The organism is Achromobacter piechaudii NBRC 102461 (assembly GCF_001571245.1).
GTDB classification, from domain to species: domain Bacteria; phylum Pseudomonadota; class Gammaproteobacteria; order Burkholderiales; family Burkholderiaceae_B; genus Achromobacter; species Achromobacter piechaudii.
This window is the reverse complement of sequence record NZ_BCTK01000007.1, coordinates 384,165-405,616: the sequence shown is the minus strand read 5'-3', so window position 1 is coordinate 405,616 and position 21,452 is coordinate 384,165. Positions and strand designations below refer to the sequence as shown.

The 21,452-nt window shown below is 63.7% G+C and carries 22 protein-coding genes and 1 tRNA gene; 13 read left to right on the top strand and 10 right to left on the bottom strand.

Features of this window, described 5'->3' with window-relative positions:
* Positions 1-44: 44 nt before the first annotated feature.
* The 4 genes from API01S_RS19615 to API01S_RS19600 are packed head-to-tail and all read left to right on the top strand — an operon-like array spanning position 45 to position 3,782.
* Entirely contained in the window at positions 45-1,250 is a 1,206-nt protein-coding gene (locus API01S_RS19615; RefSeq protein ID WP_006217402.1) for an ABC transporter substrate-binding protein, read from the top strand.
* Between the two features lie 12 nt (positions 1,251-1,262).
* Entirely contained in the window at positions 1,263-2,165 is a 903-nt protein-coding gene (locus API01S_RS19610; protein ID WP_006217401.1) for a branched-chain amino acid ABC transporter permease, read from the top strand.
* Position 2,166: 1 nt separating this feature from the next.
* Positions 2,167-3,132 (top strand): branched-chain amino acid ABC transporter permease, encoded by a 966-nt coding sequence (locus tag API01S_RS19605; protein WP_006217399.1) that lies wholly within the window; start codon positions 2,167-2,169, stop codon positions 3,130-3,132.
* On the top strand, positions 3,132-3,782 hold the full coding sequence (locus tag API01S_RS19600) for a GntR family transcriptional regulator (RefSeq protein ID WP_006217398.1): 651 nt from the start codon (positions 3,132-3,134) through the stop codon (positions 3,780-3,782). The genes API01S_RS19605 and API01S_RS19600 overlap by 1 nt, the downstream gene beginning before the upstream one ends.
* Here the strand turns inward: API01S_RS19600 and API01S_RS19595 are convergent.
* The gene (locus API01S_RS19595) at positions 3,757-4,293 is read right to left on the bottom strand and encodes a multidrug/biocide efflux PACE transporter (RefSeq protein WP_061305838.1); all 537 of its coding nucleotides are present in this window, start codon (positions 4,291-4,293) and stop codon (positions 3,757-3,759) included. The two genes, API01S_RS19600 and API01S_RS19595, sit on opposite strands and share 26 nt — an antisense overlap.
* A 94-nt stretch (positions 4,294-4,387) precedes the next feature.
* On the opposite strand from API01S_RS19595, the gene API01S_RS19590 reads away from it, so the two are divergent.
* Complete coding sequence (locus API01S_RS19590; protein WP_050730986.1) at positions 4,388-5,266, top strand: LysR family transcriptional regulator; 879 nt, start codon at positions 4,388-4,390, stop codon at positions 5,264-5,266.
* A gap of 18 nt (positions 5,267-5,284) precedes the next feature.
* On the opposite strand, the gene API01S_RS19585 is transcribed toward API01S_RS19590, so the two are convergent.
* Entirely contained in the window at positions 5,285-6,094 is an 810-nt protein-coding gene (locus API01S_RS19585; RefSeq protein WP_061305884.1) for a ChbG/HpnK family deacetylase, read from the bottom strand.
* 36 nt (positions 6,095-6,130) lie between these two features.
* Between API01S_RS19585 and API01S_RS19580 the strand changes: the two genes are divergently transcribed.
* Positions 6,131-6,523, top strand: coding sequence for a GtrA family protein (locus tag API01S_RS19580; protein ID WP_084802463.1), 393 nt, complete (start codon positions 6,131-6,133; stop codon positions 6,521-6,523).
* Positions 6,524-6,570: 47 nt separating this feature from the next.
* Here API01S_RS19580 and API01S_RS19575 read toward each other — a convergent pair whose 3' ends face one another.
* Positions 6,571-7,623 carry a glycosyltransferase family 2 protein gene (locus API01S_RS19575; RefSeq protein WP_061305836.1) on the bottom strand — a complete coding sequence of 351 codons (1,053 nt, stop codon included), beginning with the start codon at positions 7,621-7,623 and terminating at the stop codon, positions 6,571-6,573.
* 277 nt (positions 7,624-7,900) lie between these two features.
* Between API01S_RS19575 and API01S_RS19570 the strand changes: the two genes are divergently transcribed.
* The 5 genes from API01S_RS19570 to API01S_RS19550 all read left to right on the top strand — a co-directional run bounded on the left by API01S_RS19570 (position 7,901) and on the right by API01S_RS19550 (position 12,027).
* A complete protein-coding gene (locus API01S_RS19570; RefSeq protein WP_050730984.1) occupies positions 7,901-8,392 on the top strand; it encodes a GNAT family N-acetyltransferase in 492 nt (163 codons plus the stop codon).
* 159 nt (positions 8,393-8,551) lie between these two features.
* The gene (gene gltS, locus API01S_RS19565; protein ID WP_061305834.1) at positions 8,552-9,760 is read left to right on the top strand and encodes a sodium/glutamate symporter; all 1,209 of its coding nucleotides are present in this window, start codon (positions 8,552-8,554) and stop codon (positions 9,758-9,760) included.
* On the top strand, positions 9,757-11,259 hold the full coding sequence (locus tag API01S_RS19560) for a TAXI family TRAP transporter solute-binding subunit (RefSeq protein ID WP_061305832.1): 1,503 nt from the start codon (positions 9,757-9,759) through the stop codon (positions 11,257-11,259). The genes gltS and API01S_RS19560 overlap by 4 nt, the downstream gene beginning before the upstream one ends.
* Before the next feature lie 42 nt (positions 11,260-11,301).
* Entirely contained in the window at positions 11,302-11,568 is a 267-nt protein-coding gene (locus API01S_RS19555) for a hypothetical protein (RefSeq protein WP_006217385.1), read from the top strand.
* Between the two features lie 6 nt (positions 11,569-11,574).
* The gene (locus tag API01S_RS19550) at positions 11,575-12,027 is read left to right on the top strand and encodes a YaiI/YqxD family protein (protein ID WP_006217384.1); all 453 of its coding nucleotides are present in this window, start codon (positions 11,575-11,577) and stop codon (positions 12,025-12,027) included.
* Here the strand turns inward: API01S_RS19550 and API01S_RS29355 are convergent.
* The 7 genes from API01S_RS29355 to API01S_RS19520 form a co-directional block, all read right to left on the bottom strand.
* The gene (locus API01S_RS29355) at positions 12,014-12,181 is read right to left on the bottom strand and encodes a hypothetical protein (protein ID WP_167351723.1); all 168 of its coding nucleotides are present in this window, start codon (positions 12,179-12,181) and stop codon (positions 12,014-12,016) included. The two genes, API01S_RS19550 and API01S_RS29355, sit on opposite strands and share 14 nt — an antisense overlap.
* 344 nt (positions 12,182-12,525) lie before the next feature.
* A tRNA-Val gene (locus API01S_RS19545) sits at positions 12,526-12,600 on the bottom strand.
* A gap of 62 nt (positions 12,601-12,662) precedes the next feature.
* Positions 12,663-13,382, bottom strand: coding sequence for a DNA polymerase III subunit epsilon (gene dnaQ / locus API01S_RS19540; protein ID WP_006217380.1), 720 nt, complete (start codon positions 13,380-13,382; stop codon positions 12,663-12,665).
* Positions 13,383-13,385: 3 nt separating this feature from the next.
* Positions 13,386-16,502: an efflux RND transporter permease subunit gene (locus tag API01S_RS19535; RefSeq protein ID WP_006217379.1), complete on the bottom strand. Its 3,117-nt coding sequence runs from the start codon at positions 16,500-16,502 to the stop codon at positions 13,386-13,388.
* A gap of 33 nt (positions 16,503-16,535) precedes the next feature.
* On the bottom strand, positions 16,536-17,621 hold the full coding sequence (locus API01S_RS19530) for an efflux RND transporter periplasmic adaptor subunit (protein ID WP_006217378.1): 1,086 nt from the start codon (positions 17,619-17,621) through the stop codon (positions 16,536-16,538).
* 178 nt (positions 17,622-17,799) lie between these two features.
* Entirely contained in the window at positions 17,800-18,261 is a 462-nt protein-coding gene (gene rnhA, locus API01S_RS19525; RefSeq protein WP_050730979.1) for a ribonuclease HI, read from the bottom strand.
* Between the two features lie 52 nt (positions 18,262-18,313).
* A complete protein-coding gene (locus tag API01S_RS19520) occupies positions 18,314-19,093 on the bottom strand; it encodes a class I SAM-dependent methyltransferase (RefSeq protein ID WP_006217376.1) in 780 nt (259 codons plus the stop codon).
* A 20-nt stretch (positions 19,094-19,113) separates the two neighbouring features.
* Here API01S_RS19520 and gloB point away from each other — a divergent pair, with 20 nt between their 5' ends.
* On the top strand, positions 19,114-19,935 hold the full coding sequence (gene gloB, locus API01S_RS19515; RefSeq protein WP_006217374.1) for a hydroxyacylglutathione hydrolase: 822 nt from the start codon (positions 19,114-19,116) through the stop codon (positions 19,933-19,935).
* A gap of 7 nt (positions 19,936-19,942) precedes the next feature.
* Positions 19,943-21,361 (top strand): transglycosylase SLT domain-containing protein, encoded by a 1,419-nt coding sequence (locus tag API01S_RS19510; protein WP_050730977.1) that lies wholly within the window; start codon positions 19,943-19,945, stop codon positions 21,359-21,361.
* Positions 21,362-21,452: the final 91 nt, after the last annotated feature.

Here is a 21,452-nt window from a genome sequence, read left to right as displayed (position 1 = left end):
ATTCCTTCCGACCGCAGTGCCCTTCCTACACGGAGCGTAGTCAGATGAAATTGAACCGAATCGCAGCAGCGTTGCTTACCCTGGGTGTCGCCGGCGCCGCCCAAGCCCAGGCCAAGATCAGCGACGATGTCGTCAAGGTCGGCGTACTGACCGACCTGTCGGGCGTGTATTCCGACCTGGCCGGCAACGGCTCGGTGATTGCCGCCCGCCTGGCCGCCGAAGAGATGGGCAACAAAGTGCTGGGCAAGCCCGTGGAAGTGGTCGCGGCGGACCACCAGAACAAACCCGACGTGGCCGCCAACCTGGCGCGTGAATGGTTTGACCAGGGCAAGGTCGACATGATCACCGACTTTCCCACTGCCTCCACCGCGCTGGCCGTGATGGAAATCGCCAAGCAGAAGAACCGCGTGACGATGCCGTCGGCCGGCCTGTCCACCGCCATCCTGGGCGAAAAATGTTCGCCGCTGAATGCGCAATGGACCACCAACACCTACGCGCTGGCCGCTGGCACCGCGCGTGCGCTGGTGCAGGAAGGCAAGAAGACCTGGTACTTCATCACCGCCGACTACACCTTCGGCCACTCGCTGGAAAAAGACGCCACGGAAGTCATCAAGGAAAACGGCGGCACGGTCGTGGGCGTATCGCGCCACCCGTTCCCGGGCAATGACTTTTCATCGTTCCTGCTGAAGGCCCAGGCATCGAAAGCCGACGTCATCGCGCTGGCCAACGCCGGCAACGACACCGTCAATGCCGTCAAGCAGGCAAATGAATTCGGCATCAACAAGAAGCAGATCGTGGCGCCGCTGCTCACGTACATCTCGGACGTGCACAGCATGGGCCTGCCCAAGGCGCAGGGCATGTACCTGACCGAAGCGTTCTATTGGGACTACGACGACGCCTCGCGCGCGTGGGCCAAGAAGTTCTTCGAGAAGGCCAAGAAGATGCCCACGGCCTCGCAGGCCGGCGTGTATTCCGCCACCCTGTCCTACCTGAAGGCAATCGAGGCCGCCGGCACCGACGAGGCGCCCGCCGTGATGGCCAAGCTGCGCGAGATGACGATCAACGATGCCGTCATCCGTAATGGCCACCTGCGCGCCGACGGCGCATTGGTGCACGACATGCTGCTCTTGCAGGTGAAGACGCCCGCAGAGTCCAAGGCTCCGTGGGACTACTACAACGTGAAGTCGGTGCTCAAGGGCGAAGACGTGTTCCCCAAGCCCCAGGCCGCCTGCCCGCTGAACAAGTCCTAAGCCCACGACGCCATGTTCGACATCTCGCTACCCGCCCTCCTGGCCCAGTTGCTGGTCGGGCTGATCAACGGCTGCTTCTACGCCATTTTGAGCATGGGGCTGGCCATCATTTTCGGCCTGCTCAACATCGTCAACTTCACGCACGGCGCGCAGTTCATGATGGCGGCGTTCCTGGCATGGATCGGCTTCACTCAGTTGCCCCAGTTGCTCGGTCCCGGCGTGCAGATCAACTTCTGGGCCGCGCTGATCCTGGCGCCGCTATTGGTGGGCGCGGTCGGCGTGGTGATTGAAAAGACCTTGCTCAAGCGCCTGTATCACCTGGACCACCTGTATGGCCTGCTGCTGACCTTCGGCATCGCGCTGATGATGGAGGGCGGATTCCGCTACTTCTACGGCATATCGGGAGTGGGCTACGAGCCGCCCGAAATCCTGCAAGGCGGCTTCGACCTGGGCTTCATGTTCCTGCCGGCCTATCGCGGCTTCGTGGTGGTGGCCTCGCTGACGTTGTGCATCGCCACCTGGTACCTGTTCGAGCGGACGCGCCTGGGCGCCATGCTGCGAGCAGGCACCGAAAACCCGAAGCTGCTGCAGGCGTTCGGCGTGAACGTACCCGTGATGATCACCCTGACCTACGGTTTCGGCGTGGCGCTGGCGGGCGTGGCGGGCGTGCTCGCCGCGCCCGTCATGCAGATCAACCCGTTGATGGGGTCCAACCTGTTGAACATCGTGTTCGCCGTGGTGGTGATCGGGGGCCTGGGTTCGATCATGGGCGCCATCGTCACCGGCCTGGCGCTGGGTCTGCTGGAAGGGCTGACCAAGGTGTTCTATCCCGAAGCGTCCACCGTCGTCGTGTTCATCGTGATGGCCGTCGTGCTGCTGATGCGCCCTGCGGGTCTGTTTGGCAAGGAGAAATAAGGTGTCGCGCATTCCTTTTTCCATTCGGATCCTGGCCTTGCTGCTGGTTCCCGCCCTGTTCGTGCCCTTCTTTCCGCAGGTGGTGTACCCGGTCTTCGTCATGAAGGTGCTGTGCTTCGCGCTGTTCGCGCTGGCCTTCAATCTGCTGACGGGATTTACCGGGCTGGTGTCTTTCGGCCACGCCGCTTTCTTTGGCTGGGCCGGCTACGCCACGGGCGAGATGATGATTCTGTTCGGCGCTCGCGGCCTGCCGCCTGAAATCGCGATTGTCTGCGGCGTGGCGATGGCGGCCGCCATCGGTTATGCGATCGGCTGGCTGGCCATCCGGCGCACGGGCATCTACTTCGCGATGATCACGCTTGCGCTGTCGCAGGTGGCGTACTTCATGGCGGTGCAGGTCGGCTGGACACGTGGCGAGGATGGCATGCAGGGCATAGCCCGAGGCAAGTTCCTGGGGCTGGTGGACCTGAGCGTGGACACCAATATGTATTACTTCACGCTGGGCGTCTTCGTGCTGGGATTTCTTTTTGTCTACCGGGTGATCCATTCGCCTTTCGGACAGGTGCTCAAGACGATCCGGGACAACGCGCCGCGCGCCATTTCGCTAGGTTACGATACGGATCGGTGCAAGCTGCTGGCGTTTGTACTGTCAGCCTCGGTTGCCGGGCTGGCCGGATCCCTGAAGGCGCTGGTGCTGCAATTGGTGGCCTTGAACGACGTGTCTCTGGCCACCTCCACCGAAGTCCTGCTGATGACGCTTCTGGGGGGTATCGGCACAGTGTGGGGCCCGGTTGTCGGCGCGACGCTGGTCGTCAGCTTGCAGAATTATCTTGCCACCCTGGGCGATGTCGTCACCATCGTCATCGGGCTGATTTTCGTGTTGTGCGTGTCGTTCTTCCGACGCGGGTTCGTCGGCGAATGGCTGGCCTACACGCAGTGGCGCAAAACGAAGGAAAACAATAATTGATGGCAGGAGCAGAACCCAAACGACGCGCCGCTGACGTCGCCTACGACCAGATCGAAAGCATGATCGCCACGTTGCAGTTGCAGCCTGGCAGCGCGGTCGTCGAAGCGGAACTGGTCGAGAAAACCGGCCTGGGGCGCACGCCCCTGCGCGAAGCATTGCTGCGCATGGTGGCGGCCGGCCTGATCCGCCAGGAGCCTCGGCGCGGGCTGCGTGTTTCGATGATCCAGCTGGCGGACCACATGGACCTGATCCAGACTCGGCGCGCGCTGGAACAGTTGATTGCCGCCAGCGCCGCGCGCCGCGCCACGCCCGCGCAACGCGCGCAGATCGTGGAATGCGCGGCGCAGATGATCCGCGCCGCTGAAGGCGGCGACCTTGATGACTACATGCAGGCGGACCAGTTGCTGGACCACGTCTGTCACTTGGCGTGCCGCAATGTGTCGGCCGTCAATGCCGTGGAACCGCTGATCATCCAATGCCGCCGGTTCTGGTACGCCTATCAACACGAAGGCGATATCGCCGAAGGCGCGCGCCGCCATATGCTGATGGCGCAGGGCATTGCCACCGGCAACGAAGCCGACGCCATCAAAGGCGCCGATTCGTTGATGGACTATCTGGAAATGTTCACGCGCAAGGTGATTGACGCGTAGCGCCTGACGCAGCGGCGGGGGCCGCAGCCGTCGGCGCGGCTTGCGCCTTGCCACGGCCCAGCCAGGCGATGACGCGCGGACGTGAGCGGTCGTAGGCCAGGTTGTACAGGAACGCATAGGGCAGATAGAACAGCACCAGCGCGATGTCCAGCACAAAGGCTTCCCACAGGCTGATGTCGAGCCACCACGCCGCCAGCGGAATCACGATCAGGATCAGGCCCAGCTCGAAGCCGAACGCGTGCACGACGCGCATGCGCATGGTGCGGGTGAAACCCAGGCGGTTTTGAAGGCGGTCAAAGCCCGCGTTGTAGATCATGTTCCAGACCAGCGCGATCCAGGCGATCACGGCGGTCAGCACGCCCATTTCGAACAGCGATTTGCCCATGGCCCAGGCGGCTGCCGGGGCGCACAGGCCGATGGCCAGGATTTCAAACAGGAACGCGTGAAAAAAACGCTCTTTGAGCGTCTTGGTGACTTGCGGCTTTTGGGATGGGGTGTTGGTGGCTTGCATGACCCGCCTGCGGTCGATTTACGGAACGGAGGCAATTTTCGCGGATATTTCCGTTACGATAAAGATACTATCCATCGGAAATCCCGATACAACCATGCGCCACTCGCTCGAATCCCTGGCTGCGTTCGCCCAGGTCGCCTCAGAAGGCTCGTTTTCGGCCGCTGCTCGAAAACTGGGCAAAAGCCAATCCACCATCAGCGAAACCATCGCCAACCTCGAAGTGGACCTGAATGTTGCGCTCTTTAACCGGAGCCAGCGGCAACCGGCCCTGACCGAAGCAGGCCAGGTCCTTCTAGGCCAGGCGCTGCAAGTGCTGGCCGCCAACGATCGCTTCAACCGCAGCGCGAACCAGCTGGCTGACGGGCTGGAGCCCCGGCTGACCGTCGTGCTGTCCGACACCTTCCAGTCCAAGACCTTCGAAAACATGCTCAGTCAGATCGACCAGCGCTACCCGGCGCTGCGCTTCGAATGCCTGATCGCGGAATACGAAGACGTGGTGGCGCTGGTGCAGCAGGGCCGCGCGCATCTGGGCCTGATGGCCGCGCAGGATGTCTATCCGCCCGATGTCGCGCACGCGACGCTGCCCGAGCTGTCCGAAATCGTGTTGTGCGTGGGGCGCTCCCACCCGCTGGCCGACCGCCCGAACGTCAGCAACGACGAACTCAAGACCCAGCGCGAATTGCGCTTGAGCACCTTTGAACTGGACGACAAGGACACAGCGCCGCCGCACGCAACGTGGTCGGCGCCCGGTTATCTGATGCTGCTTGAGATGGCCAGCCTGGGATTCGGCTGGACGGAATTGCCCCGCTGGATGGTCCAGCGCTTTGGCCGTGATCAACTGGTGGAATTGACGGTGCCGGGATGGCCCCGACACATACGCGTCGACGCGGTCTGGTCTACACGCCGCTCGCTGGGGCCGGCAGGCGCGTGGCTGCTGGAGAACCTGACCCGGGGCGGCGCCGCGCCCGGCTGATCGGAGCCCCGCAAGCGCTCAGTGCGCGGCCAGCCGCGATACGCGCACGCCGTTGGCGCTCATCCAATCGCCCAGCTTGGGGCTTGCCAACACGTCGAACTCGGCGCGGCGTTGGCGCGACATCGCATTGCCTTCCTGGCCGTTCATCGCCGGGTGGCACATCAGCAGGTCGCCATCACGCGCGTTGAACAACCAGTTCTGCAGCAGATCGGCATAGCGCCGCTTGCCGCCGTCGAATCCATACACGCCCAGCAACCGGCGATTGGTGCGCAAGCCGTCACGGCTTGCCTGGCGCGCGAGCGCCCCCGATCCCAGCGCGCCGATGATGCGCGCCTTGATCGATTCCTTCATCGGAATGCCACTGAGCATGCCGGGCGCGGTCTGGCGCAACCAAGGACGATGATCGCCAAATCGCTGCTTCAATTGGGCCAGCACCAGGTCACGCACGCCCGGCAACTGATGCACGTGCTGATGGCCATCGATGTAATCCGGCGCGCGCCCAAACGCCGCTTCGAAGGCATCGAACTGGCTGTTCAATTGCGTACGCACCCAATTCAGATCCAACCGGCCCGTATAAGCGCTGACGATGAGTTTGCTCAAGGACGGCATGGGCTCGGCGCGCGCGTCCAGCGCTTCCGACAGGTTCACGTGCAAGCCGATATCGATGTTGCGCGCACCAAGCCGCGCGGCGTTGTCCGCAAAGGTGGGACCCAGCGACAGGCAGCTGACTGCGCTGATGCGCCCCATGTCCGCCAGCGCGATCATGCCTTCATCGATGTCGGCATTCATGCCAAAATCGTCGCCGCAGACTATGACTCGTTTGCTCATCGAAATTCCTGGAAATCCCACTTCACGTCGGCACTCATGCGCGCCTTGCTTCATCAAATCAGCCTGTTTGTCGCCGTTGGATGCGCGGCGGCCGCAACCCATTGGGCGGTTGCCGTCGGCTGCGTCGAAGCTTTCGCCCTGCCGCCGCTGGCCGCCAACCTGATCGGCTGGCTGGTTGCCTTCGTCGTGTCCTTCGCCGGCCACTATCGGCTTACGTTCAAACATGCCCAAATACCCTGGACCATAGCCATCCGCCGTTTCTTTTTCATTTCAGCGGCGGGCTTTTTGATCAACGAATCTGCCTATGCTCTGCTGCTGCACACCACCAACGTCCGCTATGACGTATTGCTGGCATTGATATTGATTGGTCTGGCGTTAGCCACGTTCGTCGCCAGCCGCCTGTGGGCGTTCCGCAGGCCGACGGTCTGACGAGTCGATGGTTATCGCAGCCGGGCCGCCAGGCCTCGCCGCAAGCGTCAGTTGGACCGGGTGCCGCTGTCGGCGCGCCTGCCCTGACGGCGGCGCACGACATATAGCGGCCGTCCTTTGACCTCGTCGAAAATCCGCGCGACGTATTCGCCCACTACGCCGAGCGAAATCAAATTCACGCCGGCAAAGAACAGCACTGCGGTGACGATAGTCGTCCAGCCTGAAACGGGATTTCCAGAAAACAGGTAGTCGGCCACCAGATATGCCGCGTAGGACATCGCCAGCAAGGCGAAGGCCACGCCGACCAGGCTGACCAGACGCAACGGCCACGTCGTGAATGCCGTCAATCCATCCAGCGCCAGGCGGAACAGACGCAGGCCGCTGAAGCGGCTGTCGCCATGCATGCGTTCGTCGGGCGTGTAGGGCAAGGCTTCGCCTTTGAAGCCCACCCACGCGTACAAGCCCTTCATGAAACGGGTGCGCTCGGGCAATGCGTTGAGCGCATCGACCACACCACGGTCCATCAGTCGAAAGTCACCTGCGTGCGCCGGCACGTCGACGCCGCGCGCGCTGCTCAACAGCTTGTAGAACCAGCGCGCACCGGAGCGCTTGAGCCAGGTTTCGTCGTGGCGGGTTTCGCGCACGGCATAGACCATTTCGGCGCCCGCAGCCCAGCGCGCCAACATCTGCTCGATCAATGCGGGAGGGTGTTGCAGGTCGGCATCCAGGCAGATCACGGCGTCGCCGGTGGCGGCTTCCAGCCCTGCGCTCAGGGCGGCTTCCTTGCCAAAATTGCGCGACAACTGAACGTAGCGAAAGCCGTCGTGCTGCGTCCATTCGGACATCAGCGATTCCGTGCCATCCGTGCTGCCGTCATCCGCCACGATGATTTCCCAGCTGGTGCACAACGCGGACAGGCGGCTGCGCAGCAGCGGCAACAGGACACGCAGATTTTCAGCTTCGTTCAGGCACGGAATGACGCAAGTCACGCAGGCGTCATACGGCACCACGGAGGTTTTGCCAGACCACAGCGCCTCCAGTGGATACGTTTTGGCCATCACTTGCGAAGGGAGCGGTTCGGGCCGGTATTGGATGTGCATAAGACGCAGGTCTAGGAATTACAGGAAAGCCATGACCGGCAGTATGCGCAGCACTTCGTCGAATTTTCATGAAATGCCGCAAGCCCCCCCGCCCCCGAAAAACAAGGCGGTTTGCCGCCTGAGGCTCATCTAAATCGCACCGCAGCCGCGCTCGGCGAACCATCCATCCGACCCCAATTTGAGAAAGCTCTCATACAAACGGCGCTTTGACCGGGCATCGGTAAAATGCGGGCCAGCTTTGTCTTTACAGGTCCTCATGCAATATCGAGTTCGCCCAATGCTGGCCAGTGACGTGGACGGCATCCTGGATGCCCAGGCCCTGGCCTATCCCGACTTCCTGCTGGAAAGCGCGGAGTTCTTTACCAACCGCTGGCAGCTGGCGCCCGATCATTGCTGGGTGGCTTGCGCGCCGGATACCAACCACCTGCTGGGATATTTGATTTCGTATCCCTGGGACGCCGGCTTGCCGCCCGCGTTGGGAATCGCGTTGCGGGCATTGCCCGAGCCCGCCGATCACTGGTTCCTGCACGACTGCGCGGTCGTGCCTCGCGCGCAAGGCCTGGGCGTGGGCCACTCGCTGCTGCAAACCGCAGCCCGATGCGCCATGCAGCACGGCCTGCGCCGCGCCAGTCTCGTGTCGTTGGCATCCGCCACCAGCTATTGGATGCGCCACGGCTACCGCCCCGTATCCGGCCTGGACAAGCTGGCCGAAAAGTTGGCGGACTATGGGCCCCAGGCCAGCTACATGGCGCGTGAGCTCTCGCTGTAGCCGCATTTTTGCGGGGTTCTGCATGGCAGGTCCCGCGCGTTTCCGCATTTCTATACATCGCCGATTTGCAGCCGTACTATAGGGCCGCACTACGAACGATGTGGCGGCAACGGTTCCGATTGTTGACTTGCTGCGCCCTGTCGGGGCGCGAAGGTTTTTATGATTTCGCTTTCGCCCGTTCAATCCCTGCTGGCCTGCTGCCTGGTGCTTGTCGTCGGCCGCGTGCTGACCTCGCAAATCGGCGTTCTGCGCCGCTACAGCATTCCAGACCCCATCGTGGGCGGCCTGCTCTTCGCCATCCTGGCGTACGCGCTGGCCAACTGGGGCGGCGTATCCGTCTCACTCGAAACCAGCATTCGCCCCACCCTGCTGCTGCTGTTCTTCGGCTGCATCGGGCTGACGGCCAATCTGAAGCTGCTGGCCAAGGGCGGCCCTCGCCTGATCGCCTTCCTGCTGGCCCTGGTCCCTTTCCTGATCATGCAGAACGCCGTTGGGCTGGGCATGGCCTGGCTGCTGGACATGCATCCGCTGATGGGCCTGCTGGGCGGCACGATCACGCTGGTGGGCGGGCATGGAACCGGCGCGGCGTATGCCACGCGTTTCGCCGACTTCAACAACATCCAGGATGTCATGGCATTGGCCATGACCTCGGCCACGCTCGGCCTGGTGCTGGGCGGCGTCGTGGGTGGCCCCGTGGCCGAATGGCTGATGCGGCGGCACAAGTTACGAGGCAGCCTGGACCCCCAGGCAAGCGCCGGCCCCGCCCCGCTGGACGTGGTCGAACCCGCCGCGCCTCCGACTGCGGGCTCGTTCATTGTGTCGATGACAGCGGCCTTCGTCTGCCTGGTGGTGGGTGGCTATCTGGCCATGCTGGTCGAAGGCGCCCCCGTCAGCCTGCCCAACTTCCTGTGGTGCCTGGCGACCGGCGTGCTGATCCGGAACGGCGGCGCGCGCCTGGGCTTGAAGCTGGATGATCGCGCCACGGAAATCATCGGCACGATTTCGCTGTCGCTCTTCCTGGGCATGACCATGATGACGCTGGACCTGTCCAGCGTGGCGCGGCTGGCCGGTCCGCTGGCGCTGATGCTGATCGTGCAGACGCTGTTCTGCGCGCTGTATGCGGCATGGGTGGTGTTCCGGCTGCTCAAGAGCGACTACGAAGCCGCCATCATGTCGGCGGCGTTCTGCGGCTTTGGCCTGGGCGCCACTGCCACCGCCATCGCCAACATGCAGGCCCTCACGCGGCGTCACGGCCCCGCGCCGGAAGCCTTCATCGTGGTGCCGGTCACCGGTGCGTTCCTGGTGGACATCCTGAACGTCATCGTGCTGACTTCGCTGATCTCCTTGCCATTCGTGGGAGGGATGTGACCATGTTCAAACGCCTGATTCTGATCGCGCTGTGCCTGATGCTGGCTGCCTGCGGCCGCGCGCCCGACGCCGATGCGCTGCGCAGCGACGTCGCCACCGCCTTGTCCACAGCCTATGGCAAAGACATTTTCCGCATCACCGACCTCAAGCGCAGGGGCTCCGCCAGCGACAGCAACGCGCCTCCTGGCGAAAGCCGCCGCGTGGTGTATTACGACGTCGAATTGACCCTGGACCGCGACGTCGCCCTGGGCGCCTGGGACCAACCCGGCGCGGCATCGCTCGTGACCTTGCTGGGCGCGGGCCCGCGCAGCATTACCGGCGTGAAATCCGGCGGCAACAAGACCGGAGACCGGATCGTGGCGCATGCCAGCGCCATCTATCGCAAAGACGGTGACTCCTGGAAGCGCGTCGTGCCCGCTGGCTTCAAGGCCGCCGAAGCGCCGTCGCTGGATACCGGCGCGCCTCCGCCCGTCACGCGGCGGCTGCTGGACACGCTGGACCAGATCACCCACTCGGTCGCCTACAGCGCCTCAAGCACCGCTCAGTCCGTGGTGCAGCAGGAACTGGAACGCTCGGTGGCTCGCATCAATGGCCGGCTGGCTCGTTTGCAGCAAGGCTATCCGCTGGCAGGCGGCCCGGACCGGGGCGAATACGTTGCCTTTGCTCGCGCGCTTGCCGAAGTGGCGCGTTCGCGGCAAATCCGCGTCACGCCGCTCATCACGGGCGGCGGCGCGGAAAACATCGCCTTGTTGCGCAGTGGAGACGCCGTCGTCGGGCTGGCGCAGGCCGACACCGCGCGGCTGGCGTACGAAGGGCGCGGCCCCTTCGCCGACCAGGGGCCATTCGGCAGCCTGCGCGCGCTGGGCAGCCTGTACCCCGAACTGGTTCACATCGTGGTGCGCGACGACCCCGCCCTGCGCGGCGTGCGCGACCTGAAGGGCAAGACCATTGCTCTTGGCCCCGAGGGCTCTGCGGTGCGGGCCACGCTGCAATCCGTGCTGGCCGCCCACGGCCTGGAAGCCGGGCGCGACTATACGGCGGTCGACACGCCTTTCGCCGCCGCGCTGCCCGCGCTGAACGCCGGCACGGTGGACGCCGCCGCACAGGTCATCGGCGTGCCCGCCACGCCGCTGCGCGACGCGCTGACCGAAGCTCGGCTGAAACTGCTGCCGCTGGACCCCGCCGCCATCAAATCCCTGACCGCTGGCGACAGCGCGCTGATGCCGCTGGAAATCGCCTCCGACACCTACCCCAACCAGACCGCGGCCATTCCTACGGTGGGTACGGCCGCGCTGTTGCTGACCACGTCGAACCTGACTCGCGACGAAGCATTGATGGTGGTGCGCGCCGTCTACCAGACGGGCCAGGATCTGCTGGCCGCCGGCTCGACGCAGGGCGCGCAGGTATCGATTGCCAACGCGCGACGCGGGCTGACCATCCCGCTGCACGACGGGGCCGAGGAAGGTTTGGCGGCATTGGAGCTGGCCAAACCGCGCTGATGCCGGATGCGCTTATGATTGCGCTCCTAATCAGGAATTTCCATGAACAAATTCGACCTTCAAAAAAACCAGGCCCTCAAGCTGGCCGGCCAACTCAAGCAATCCGCCACGCCCGACCGCTTCGGCGTGGCCTCGCAAGCGCCCGACCGCCGCGAACAGCGCAAGCTTGATCAAGCAGCCGGCCTGGTGCCGTTCCCGCTGAAGCTGTCGCAAGCGCACGCCGACAAGCTGCGCGCGCTGGCGGCCGAACGCGGCGTCTCCACGAACGACATCGTGGCCGAAGTCCTGCAAAAAGCGTTGGGCGAATAAGCCCTCATGCATATCTGGGTCGATGCGGACGCGTGTCCGGTGGTCATCAAGGACATCCTGTTCCGCGCCGCGCAGCGCTGGCAGGTGCCCTTGACCCTGGTGGCCAACCAGCCTTTATCCACGCCACCTTCGCCGCTGATCCGGGCGGTGCAGGTGCCGCGCGGCTTTGACGTGGCGGATGCGCACATTGTTGAACGCGCGGAGCCGGGCGATCTGGTCATCACCGCCGACATCCCGCTGGCCGCCGACGTGCTGGCCAAGGGCGCCATGGCGCTGAACCCGCGAGGCGAACGCTATTCGCCCGAGACCATCCGTGAACGGCTGGCGGTGCGCGACATGATGGAAGAGCTGCGGGCAAGCGGCGTGGACACGGGCGGCCCGTCCTCGTTCAGCCAGGCCGACCGCAAGGCCTTCGCCAACCAGCTCGATACGCTGCTGGCGCGCCTCAATAAAAAGTGATGTAGGCCTTGTAGATGATGGAGCCGATGGCGGTGATCAAGCCCAGGCCCATCAGACCCATTCCGATATTGCGATCGCGTAACCCGAAGCCGATCAGCATCATCGCCACGCCCGTGACGATGATGATCAACATGGTATTGGTGTTCTCGTGCATGGACGTCTCCTATGCTCCGGCAGCTTCCTCGAAAGGATTTTCTTTTGAGTTGGGGACCATCTTTCAGGTTGCCGTACAGCGATGATAAGGGCTCATCGTCTTGTTGTAGCGCGGGCCAGGCAAGCACAATTGCGCCAGATCAATAAAACCCCATCGTCATGGGTAGGTAGATCGCTACGCGGCGCGAGCGCGCACAAAAGCCAACTCCGCCAAAGCCAACAACAACGCCAACAGAAACAAAAAAGCCAACCGATTAAGGTTGGCCTGTTTTGCTTTTTTCTTTTCTTTTTTCTCTTTCAGTCTTTGTACCAATGACGCCTTAAAGAATCTTCCTTAAAGGTCTTTGGTGGGTGGTACAAGTTTCGAACTTGTGACCCCTGCCGTGTGAAGGCAGTGCTCTACCACTGAGCTAACCACCCTGAAAGAGGCGAAATAATAGCATGTTTTTTAAAACGTGCGCAAGTCGGGCAAAGAATAATGTTTATGCGGCAACGGGCGCGTCCAGCTTGCGCCACACGCACTCGCCGCCCACCGACTTGTCCAGCGCCGCCAGATAGGCCTCGTGTTCAGCCAGCTCGTCATCGGCGGCCTTGATCACCACCAGCCCCGACGCATCGAATTTTGCCAGCACAATGCCATCGCTGCCCGCGCCGTCGTTGTCGTCCACGTCGATCAGCAGCGCATCCTGGCCGCGCGTCATGGCCAGCCAGACTTCGGCCAGCAACTGCGAGTCAAGCAAAGCGCCGTGCAGCGTGCGGTGGGCGTTCGAAATGCCGAAGCGGTCGCACAGCGCGTCCAGCGAATTGCGCTTGCCCGGGAACAGCGAGCGCGCGTGCAGCAGCGAATCGGTGACCGTCTCGCAGTACTCGGTGATCGGGCCACGGCCCGTCTTGGCGAGTTCGGCGTTGAAGAACTTCACGTCGAACGCGGCGTTGTGCGCGATGAGTTCCGCGCCCTGGATGAACTTGACGAACTCATCCACGACGTCGGCAAAGCGCGGCTTGTCGGAGAGGAATTCGGTGGTCAGCCCGTGCACGGCCAAGGCTTCCGGGTCGCTGTCGCGATCCGGGTTCAGGTAGATGTGCAGGTTGTTGCCGGTGGACATCCGGTTGACCATTTCCACACAACCGATTTCAACGATGCGATGACCCTGGGCAGGGTCCAATCCGGTGGTTTCCGTGTCAAAGATGATCTGGCGCATGACTTATTCCGACGCTGCATTGGCCGAGGCCGGCGGCGTCTGGCCCCCCGGCGTTGCTGCCGGAGGATGCTCTGCACTGCCGGCATGGCCGGGTTTCTTGCGTGCGGTGGCAATCAGCGTATAGGCCACCGGCACGACGAACAAGGTCAGTAGTGTACCCAGCAACAGCCCGCCGACCAGTACCCACCCGATCTGCTGGCGCGATTCCGCCCCCGCGCCCGTGGACAGCGCCAAGGGCACGGTGCCCAGCACCATGGCGCCCGTGGTCATCAGGATCGGGCGCAAGCGCAGCACGCTGGCCTCGGTGACGGCGGCGAACAGCTCCTTGCCCTCATCGCGCAGCTGGTTCGTGAATTCCACGATAAGAATGCCGTGCTTGGTAATCAGCCCCACCAGCGTGATCAGGCCGATCTGGCTGTAGATGGACAGCGTGCCGCCGGTCAACCACAGCGCCAGCAACGCCCCTGTCATCGACAGCGGCACCGACAGCATGATGATGAATGGGTTGCGCCAGCTTTCGAACTGAGCAGCCAGCACCAGGTAGATGAAGGCCAGGGCCATGCCGAACACCAGGTAGATGCTGCCCGACGAATCACGGAATTCGCGCGACTGGCCGTCCAGGTCGGTGACGATGGTGTTGGGCAGCACATCGCGCGCCACCTGATGCATATGCGTCAGGACCTCGCCCAGCGCGTAGCCCGGCGCAACCGCCGCATCGATCTTCACGGCGCGCAGGCGGTTGAAGTGGTTCAGCGACTGCGGCGACACGCCTTCGTGCACGCCCAGCAGGTTGTCCAGTTGCACCATGCTGCCATCCCGGGCGCGCACATAGATGCCCGAGATATCGGTGGGCGTCGCGCGGTCGCGCGGCGTCACCTGCACGATGACGTCGTACTGCTCGCCTTCGTCCTTGTAGCGCGTCACCTGGCGCCCGCCCAGCATCGTTTCAAGCGTGCGGCCGACGGTATCCACGTTCGCGCCAACGTCCGCCATCTTGTCGCGGTCCACGCGCACCCGCAATTCAGGCGTGTTCAGGCGCAGGTCCGTGTCCAGGTTCAACAAACCGGGATACTTGCGCAACTCGGTCAGGAACACGTCGGTCAGGCGGGCCAGCTCGGCGTAGGACGCCTGGCTCATGATGATGAATTCCACCGGCTTGGAACGGGCCGACTGCCCCAGCGACGGCGGATTGGTTGGGAACGCCCGCACGCCTGGCAGCGATGCGAATTGCGGCTGTAGCTGCTGCGTGATGGCCTGCTGCTTGCGCTCGCGTTCTTCCCAAGGTTTCAGGCGCAGGATGGCCGTGCCGTCCGTCACGGTCGGAAAGCCCACCGTGACCTGGCTTCCGCTGGCTTCCGAAATCTCTGAATAGAATTTCTCGATGCCTAACATGCTGTCCAGCGTGTAGTTAAGCGTTGCGCCTTCGGGCGAGCTGACGATGCCGAACACCACGCCCCGGTCTTCGATGGGCGCCAATTCGCTTTTGACCACCTTGAACAAGACGCCGCTGCCCAGCGCCACCGCCACGCCGATCACCACCACCAGCCAACGGTGCCGCAGCGATGCGCCCAGCAGCCGGCGATAGCCGTTGCTCAAACCGTTGAGCCAGCCTTCGATCAGGTTGTACCAGCGGCTATGGCTGCTTTGATGGCGCAGCAGTACCGAACACATCATCGGCGTCAGGGTCAGCGCCACGAAGCCCGACACCAGCACCGCGCCCGCCAGCGCCAGCGCAAATTCAATGAACAGCCGACCGGTGCGGCCCGTCGCAAACGCCAGCGGCGCATATACGGTGACCAGCGTCATCGTCATCGCCACCACGGCAAAGCCGATTTCCTTGGATCCGCGCAGCGCGGCTTCCTTGCGCGGCATGCCCTCTTCAATGTGCCGGTAGATGTTCTCCAGCACGACGATCGCGTCGTCCACCACCAGGCCGATGGCCAGCACCATGGCCAGCAAGGTCAAGGTGTTGATCGAGAACCCGAAGAAATACATCAGCGCGCACGCGCCCACCAGCGACACGGGAATCGTGACGATGGGGATGATGCTGGCGCGCAGGTTGCGCAGAAAGAAGAAGATCACCAGCACCACCAGGATGATGGCTTCGCCGATGGTGTGAAAGACCGAATCGATGGAGCGCTCGATGAACACCGACGAGTCGTAGGCGATGGTCAGCTTCATGCCGGCCGGCAGCGTCTCGTTCAGCCGTTCGATTTCCTGGCGCGCCGCCTTGGACAGCTCCAGCGGGTTGGCGGTGGACTGGCGCGTCACCCCGATGTTGATGGCCGGCTTGCCGTTGAAACGCGACAGCACACGGTCGCTGGCCGCGCCGATCTCGACTTTCGAGACGTCGCGCAGCCGCACGGGATAGCCCTTCACGTTCGCCACGATGACATCTTCGAACTGCGCGGGGGTTTGCAGGTCGGTGGACGACACCACCGAGAATTCGCGCGCGCGCGATTCGATGCGGCCCGCGGGGATCTCGACGTTCTGGCTGCGCAGCGCGGCTTCCACGTCCTGAACCGTCAGGCCGTAGGCGGCGAGCTTGTCGCGGTCGACGTAGATGCGCATGGACGGCAGCCGCTCGCCGAACACGCGCACTTCGGCGGCGCCCGGCAACACGGACAGCCGCGTCTTGATGTAGCGATTGATGTAGTCGGACGTCTGGATCGCCGAGAACGAGCCCGACTCCACGGCGATGTAGATGATGGGCTGGGAGTCGGCTTCGACCTTGCCGATGATCGGCTCGTCGATCTCATCGGGCAGGAAGCGCCGCGCCCGAGAAACCTTGTCGCGGACCTCGGCGGCGGCCGCATCGGGGTTGCGCGACAGATTGAACTTGATGTTGATCAGGCTGCGCTCGGAACGGCTGCGCGAGGTCATCACGTCCACGCCTTCGATGCCGGCCAGCTGGTCTTCCAGCGGCTTGGTCACCTGCGACTCGATCACCTCGGGCGAAGCGCCCTTGTAGGTGGTGTCGACCGAGACGATGGGTTCGTCGATCTTGGGATATTCGCGCACGGTCAGGCGCGAATACGAGATCAGGCCAATCAGGACAATGATCAGCGACAGAACCGACGCAAACACTGGTCGCTTGATACAGGTTTCCGATATACGCATGGCGTCACCGCTGAATAGAGGATGCGGCCGGGCTCACGTGCCGCCGCCCACGACGTTGACGGCAGCGCCGTCCGTCACGCGCTGGATGCCGGCCACGACGAGGTGGTCGCCCGCCGCAACGCCGGTCAGGATTTCGACGCGGCCTTCGCGGCGCTCGCCGATGGTGACTTCGCGCCGTTCAGCCCGCCCATCCTTGATCCGGTAAACGTACTGCGTTTCACCCGACGGCGACAACGCGGCTTCCGGCGCGACCAGCGCCTTGTCCTGGTTGAACAGCAGTTGCACGCGCGCGAACATGCCGGGACGCAGCACCGCGTCCTTGTTGGCCACCGTGGCGCGCAGCAGGATGGAACGGCCGCCCGCGTCCACCAGCGGGCTGACGGCATAGACAATCCCCTGCCGTTCCTGGCCCGGCAGCGCGTCCAGACGCAGCGTCAGCTGCTGGCCCACGCCCACTTTGCTCAAATACATTTCGGGTACGCGAAAGTCCACCTTCAATGGGTCGATCGCTTCCAGCGGCGCCAGATCCTGCCCCTGGTTGACGTAATCGCCCACGGACACACTGCGCAATCCGACGATGCCGCCGAACGGCGCCGAAATCGTCATCTTGTCCAATCGCGCCTGCGCCAGCGCCACGGCGGCTTCCTGCACCTTCAGCGTGCTGGCCGATTCGTCGCGGGCCTGCTGGCTGACGAAACCCTTGCCTTGCAGTTCGACGGCGCGTCGATAATGGCTTTGCGCCAGCGTCAGATTGGCGCGCGCCTGCGCCAATTCGGCGCGCGGCACGGAATCGTCCAGCCGGATCAGCACCTGGCCACGCGCCACCGGCTGGCCTTCCTTGAATTCGATCGACTGGATCCGGCCCACCACTTCGGGCCGCAGCACGACGGATTCGTCCGAACGCAGGCTGCCCACGGCGGACAGCCCACGGGCGAAGGGAATTTCCTTGACGGCGGCGACCTCGACCCGGACGGGCGCGGCAGGCGCGGCGACGGGTTTGGCGGCGGTCTGCGTGGCGGGCGTCGCGCCAGGCGCAAGCCAGCGCGGCACGAAAACGCCCAGTGCGGCCCCCGCGGCCAACCCGGCCGCGACGGCGGCCAGCAGTACAGCTTTTTTCATGCGCGAATGTGGCGGTGGAGCGGCGGCGCACCCGATTCCCCACTTGGTCGACGCCGCAGGAACTGGAATGGGGGAAGGCACTGTAGCACCCGGATTTACATACTGGAACAATCCAGAAGCCGGATGAAAGAACTAAATCCGCCTTGAGAGGCGGATTTCAGGGTATATCCCGATGCCGTCAGGCGCGGCGCGCCACGTCGACACCCATATTGGCCAACTGGTCGGCGCGTTCGTTGCCTTCGTCGCCCGCGTGCCCGCGCACCCAGCGCCACGACACCTGGTGCCTCTGCACCTGCTCGTCAAGAGCCTGCCAGAGCTCGGCGTTCTTGACCGGCTTTTTTTCGGCGGTGACCCAGCCACGCCGCTTCCAGTTGGCCAGCCACTCGGTCATGCCCTTCATCACGTATTGGGAATCCGTGTGGATCGTGACGACACAGGCACGCTTGAGCGCGCGCAGCCCCTGGATGACCGCCATCAGTTCCATGCGGTTGTTGGTGGTCTGGAGTTCGCCGCCGTGCAGGGTTTTCTCGTGGCCGCCCGCGCGCAGCAATACGCCCCAGCCGCCCGGACCAGGATTGCCCTTGCAGGCCCCGTCGGTCCACATTTCCACTTTCTGGTCGATCGCTTTGTTGTCCTGCATGGTGCTGCTTAGTAATCCTTGTTCGTGCAAAGGGCGGCGGATGCGCCGCCCATCAAGAGGGGTCGACCCCGTCGTCCGCCTGGCGGTTGACCACCACCGAGGCGGCGCGCGCGCGCTTGGGCTTGGTTTTCCAGGCGGGCCCGATGATACGCATGCCGGCCACGCGCTTGACGGCCGACACCATATACACCGCCCCGCCCAGACTCCACCAGCGGGCGCCGGCAGATTCCAGGAAACCCCAGCGCTGTAGCCATTTTTCGCTTCGACACGCTGGCGCGTAGCAGCCGAACTGGCTTTCCTTGACCTCCAGCGAGAGCAGCTTGAACCAGTCCTTCAGGCGCACCAACGACACCTGGGACGAAGGCGGCTGCGGCAGCCAGGGTTCCATTCCCGGCATACGGGTGCGCGCGCCCCACATGCTCCAGGGATTGAACCCCGAGATCACGACGCGCCCTTCCGGCACCAGCACGCGTTCGACTTCACGCAAGACGTTGTGAGGATCCTGCGTGCACTCGAAGGCATGCGGCAGGATCAGCAGGTCTACGCTTTGGGATTCGAACGGCAGCGCCTCGGGCTCGGCCAGCACCACGCGCGACTGCCAGGCCGCAATGCTGTCCGCCGAGGGGGTTTCCGTGCCGACATAGCCCTTGAAAGGCATCCGATTGGCGCGCAGCAGGTTCATATCGGCCAGGCCGACCTGCCAGGCATAATAGCCAAACACATCCGCGACAGCCGCGTCGAATTGGGCCCGTTCCCAGGCCAGAGCGTACTGCCCCGGTGGCGTCTGGAACCATTCGGCCAGTTCTACAATCGGCGGTGTTTCTTCTGCCACGTTCTATTCCTTCGAATCTCATGCAAGCCTTGACCGCCCCCGCAGGCGGCCGCGAGCAACATGCCGCGGTCTTGCCTCTACCCGCCTTCACCGACAACTACATCTGGGCCATCGTGCACGGCGAAAACGCCGCCGTGGTGGACCCCGGCGAAGCGGGTCCGGTGCTGCGATGGCTTGAGCAGGAAGGCTTGAGGCTGCGCGCCATTCTACTCACGCACCATCATGGCGACCATGTGGGCGGTGTACTGGAATTGTCACGCATCGCGGACCTTACCGTATACGGTCCGGCGCGGGAAAGCTTGCCGCGCTGCGATGTGCCGCTGACCGAGGGTGACCGCGTGACGTTGCCCGAACTGGACCTGGATCTGCGCGTGCTGGACGTGCCCGGGCACACCGCCGGACACATCGCGTACACGGGTCGGGCGGCCGGAATAGAACCCGTTTTATTCTGCGGCGACACCCTGTTCGCGGGGGGCTGCGGCCGGCTTTTCGAGGGAACTCCCGCGCAAATGTTTGATTCCTTGGAAAAATTTTCCGTTTTACCGCCAGATACACAGGTTTTTTGCGCGCACGAGTACACTCTAGCGAACTTGCGCTGGGCATTGGCTGTGGAACCCGCCAATCGCACCCTGCATCAGTGGTATCAGCGAGCCCAGCAATTACGAGCAGAAGGTCTTCCCACGCTTCCGTCGACGATCGGTCAGGAACGCGCGACGAACCCCTTTTTGCGTACGCAGCAAGTGGACGTCATCCGCGCCGCAGCCAGCTGGGCCGGAAACAATCAACCTGCGCCGGTAGAGGTCTTTGCCTCCCTGCGTGAATGGAAGAACGACTTCAAGTGACCGCCTGATGAATCTATCCCGACTCCTTCTGCCACTCATGTTGGCAGTCCTCGCCGGTTGCGCAGGAACGAAAGCCCCCGACAGCAAGAACCTCACCACCAACTCCCAAGGGCGTTACATCGCCCGGGATACCTCCCGAACGGTTGACCTGACCAACCCGCCCAGCGACGCCTGGGACCGCATCCGCCGCGGTTTCGCCATTCCCAATCTGAACACCGAACTCTCGCAGCAGTGGACCGACTATTACGCGTCGCATCCCGAGGCCGTTCAGCGTATGGCCCAACGCGCGGGCAAGTACCTGTATTTCATCGTCGATGAAATCAACCGCCGCGGCCTGCCGACCGAGTTGGCGCTGTTGCCCTTCGTCGAAAGCGCGTACAACCCGACCGCCCTGTCGCGCGCCCAGGCCTCTGGCCTGTGGCAGTTCGTGCCGGCCACGGGTACGCACTTCAATCTGAAGCAGGATTGGTGGCGCGACGAACGGCGCGACCCCGTCGCCTCGACCAATGCCGCGCTGGACTACCTGGAAAAGCTCTTCGAGATGCAGGGCGACTGGTATCTGGCCCTGGCGTCCTACAACTGGGGCGAAGGCTCGGTGCAGCGCGCCATGGCCAAGAACGAAGCGGCCGGCCAGAACACGGACTACCTGTCCCTGAACATGCCGGATGAAACCCGCAACTACGTGCCCAAGTTGCAGGCCATCAAGAACATCATTGCCGACCCGCAGCGTTATGCGGTGGCGCTGCCGCCCGTGGGCAACACGCCCTACTTCGTGACGGTGCAGAAAAACAGCGATATCGATCTTGAAATCGCCGCCAAGCTGGCCGAAATGCCGCTGGACGAATTCAAGGCCCTGAACCCGTCGTTCAACCGCCCCGTCATTCGTGGCGATCACGGCCCCACGCTGCTGCTGCCGGCCGACCGCGTCGAAATCTTCAACGCCAACCTCACGAACTACAAGGGCGACCTGAGCGCCTGGAAGATCTACCATTCGCGCCGTGGGGAATCCTACGCGTCGATCGCCAAACGCTTCGGCGTGACCGAGGCCAAGCTGCGCGAAACGAACGACATCGGCTCGCGTCAGAAATCCGCCTCGGGCCAGGCCCTGCTGGTTCCGGGCGAACCCGGCACTGGCGGCGTCCAGTTGGCTTCGCTGGCCGCCCCCGTCGGCGCGCTGGAGCAGGCGCCCACCGACAACAAGGCTGCCGCGCCGCGCAGCCGCGCCGCCGCCGCGCCTGCCGCCCGCGTCTCCAGCGCCCGCCCCAATGTGCGCACCCACAAGGTCCGTCAGGGCGACACCCTGTTCTCGCTGGCCAAGCAGTACGGCACCTCGGTTGACGCGCTGCGTGCGCTGAACAACCTGAAGGGCAGCGCGTTGAAGGTTGGCACCGCCTTGCGCGTACCCGGCACCAACGCCCGAGGCTGATCCCAGCCCGCATCCCCCAAGAACGGCGCCTCGCAAGGGCGCCGTTTTTCCAACTACGCGAAGCCGCCAAACTCCTTAAAATGGGCGGTCT

What these genes read in the sequence shown, in the direction of transcription:
- API01S_RS19585 (WP_061305884.1), bottom strand. Translation starts at nt 6,094, where the DNA reads ATGAGCAAACGAGTCATAGTCTGCGGCGACGATTTTGGCATGAATGCC.
- gloB (WP_006217374.1), top strand. Translation starts at nt 19,114, where the DNA reads ATGCAAGCCTTGACCGCCCCCGCAGGCGGCCGCGAGCAACATGCCGCG.
- gltS (WP_061305834.1), top strand. Translation starts at nt 8,552, where the DNA reads ATGATTTCGCTTTCGCCCGTTCAATCCCTGCTGGCCTGCTGCCTGGTG.
- rnhA (WP_050730979.1), bottom strand. Translation starts at nt 18,261, where the DNA reads ATGCAGGACAACAAAGCGATCGACCAGAAAGTGGAAATGTGGACCGAC.
- API01S_RS19555 (WP_006217385.1), top strand. Translation starts at nt 11,302, where the DNA reads ATGAACAAATTCGACCTTCAAAAAAACCAGGCCCTCAAGCTGGCCGGC.
- API01S_RS19510 (WP_050730977.1), top strand. Translation starts at nt 19,943, where the DNA reads ATGAATCTATCCCGACTCCTTCTGCCACTCATGTTGGCAGTCCTCGCC.
- API01S_RS19575 (WP_061305836.1), bottom strand. Translation starts at nt 7,623, where the DNA reads ATGCACATCCAATACCGGCCCGAACCGCTCCCTTCGCAAGTGATGGCC.
- dnaQ (WP_006217380.1), bottom strand. Translation starts at nt 13,382, where the DNA reads ATGCGCCAGATCATCTTTGACACGGAAACCACCGGATTGGACCCTGCC.
- API01S_RS19550 (WP_006217384.1), top strand. Translation starts at nt 11,575, where the DNA reads ATGCATATCTGGGTCGATGCGGACGCGTGTCCGGTGGTCATCAAGGAC.
- API01S_RS19590 (WP_050730986.1), top strand. Translation starts at nt 4,388, where the DNA reads ATGCGCCACTCGCTCGAATCCCTGGCTGCGTTCGCCCAGGTCGCCTCA.
- API01S_RS29355 (WP_167351723.1), bottom strand. Translation starts at nt 12,181, where the DNA reads ATGCACGAGAACACCAATACCATGTTGATCATCATCGTCACGGGCGTG.
- API01S_RS19600 (WP_006217398.1), top strand. Translation starts at nt 3,132, where the DNA reads ATGGCAGGAGCAGAACCCAAACGACGCGCCGCTGACGTCGCCTACGAC.
- API01S_RS19570 (WP_050730984.1), top strand. Translation starts at nt 7,901, where the DNA reads ATGCTGGCCAGTGACGTGGACGGCATCCTGGATGCCCAGGCCCTGGCC.
- API01S_RS19610 (WP_006217401.1), top strand. Translation starts at nt 1,263, where the DNA reads ATGTTCGACATCTCGCTACCCGCCCTCCTGGCCCAGTTGCTGGTCGGG.
- API01S_RS19530 (WP_006217378.1), bottom strand. Translation starts at nt 17,621, where the DNA reads ATGAAAAAAGCTGTACTGCTGGCCGCCGTCGCGGCCGGGTTGGCCGCG.
- API01S_RS19595 (WP_061305838.1), bottom strand. Translation starts at nt 4,293, where the DNA reads ATGCAAGCCACCAACACCCCATCCCAAAAGCCGCAAGTCACCAAGACG.
- API01S_RS19535 (WP_006217379.1), bottom strand. Translation starts at nt 16,502, where the DNA reads ATGCGTATATCGGAAACCTGTATCAAGCGACCAGTGTTTGCGTCGGTT.
- API01S_RS19580 (WP_084802463.1), top strand. Translation starts at nt 6,131, where the DNA reads ATGCGCGCCTTGCTTCATCAAATCAGCCTGTTTGTCGCCGTTGGATGC.
- API01S_RS19615 (WP_006217402.1), top strand. Translation starts at nt 45, where the DNA reads ATGAAATTGAACCGAATCGCAGCAGCGTTGCTTACCCTGGGTGTCGCC.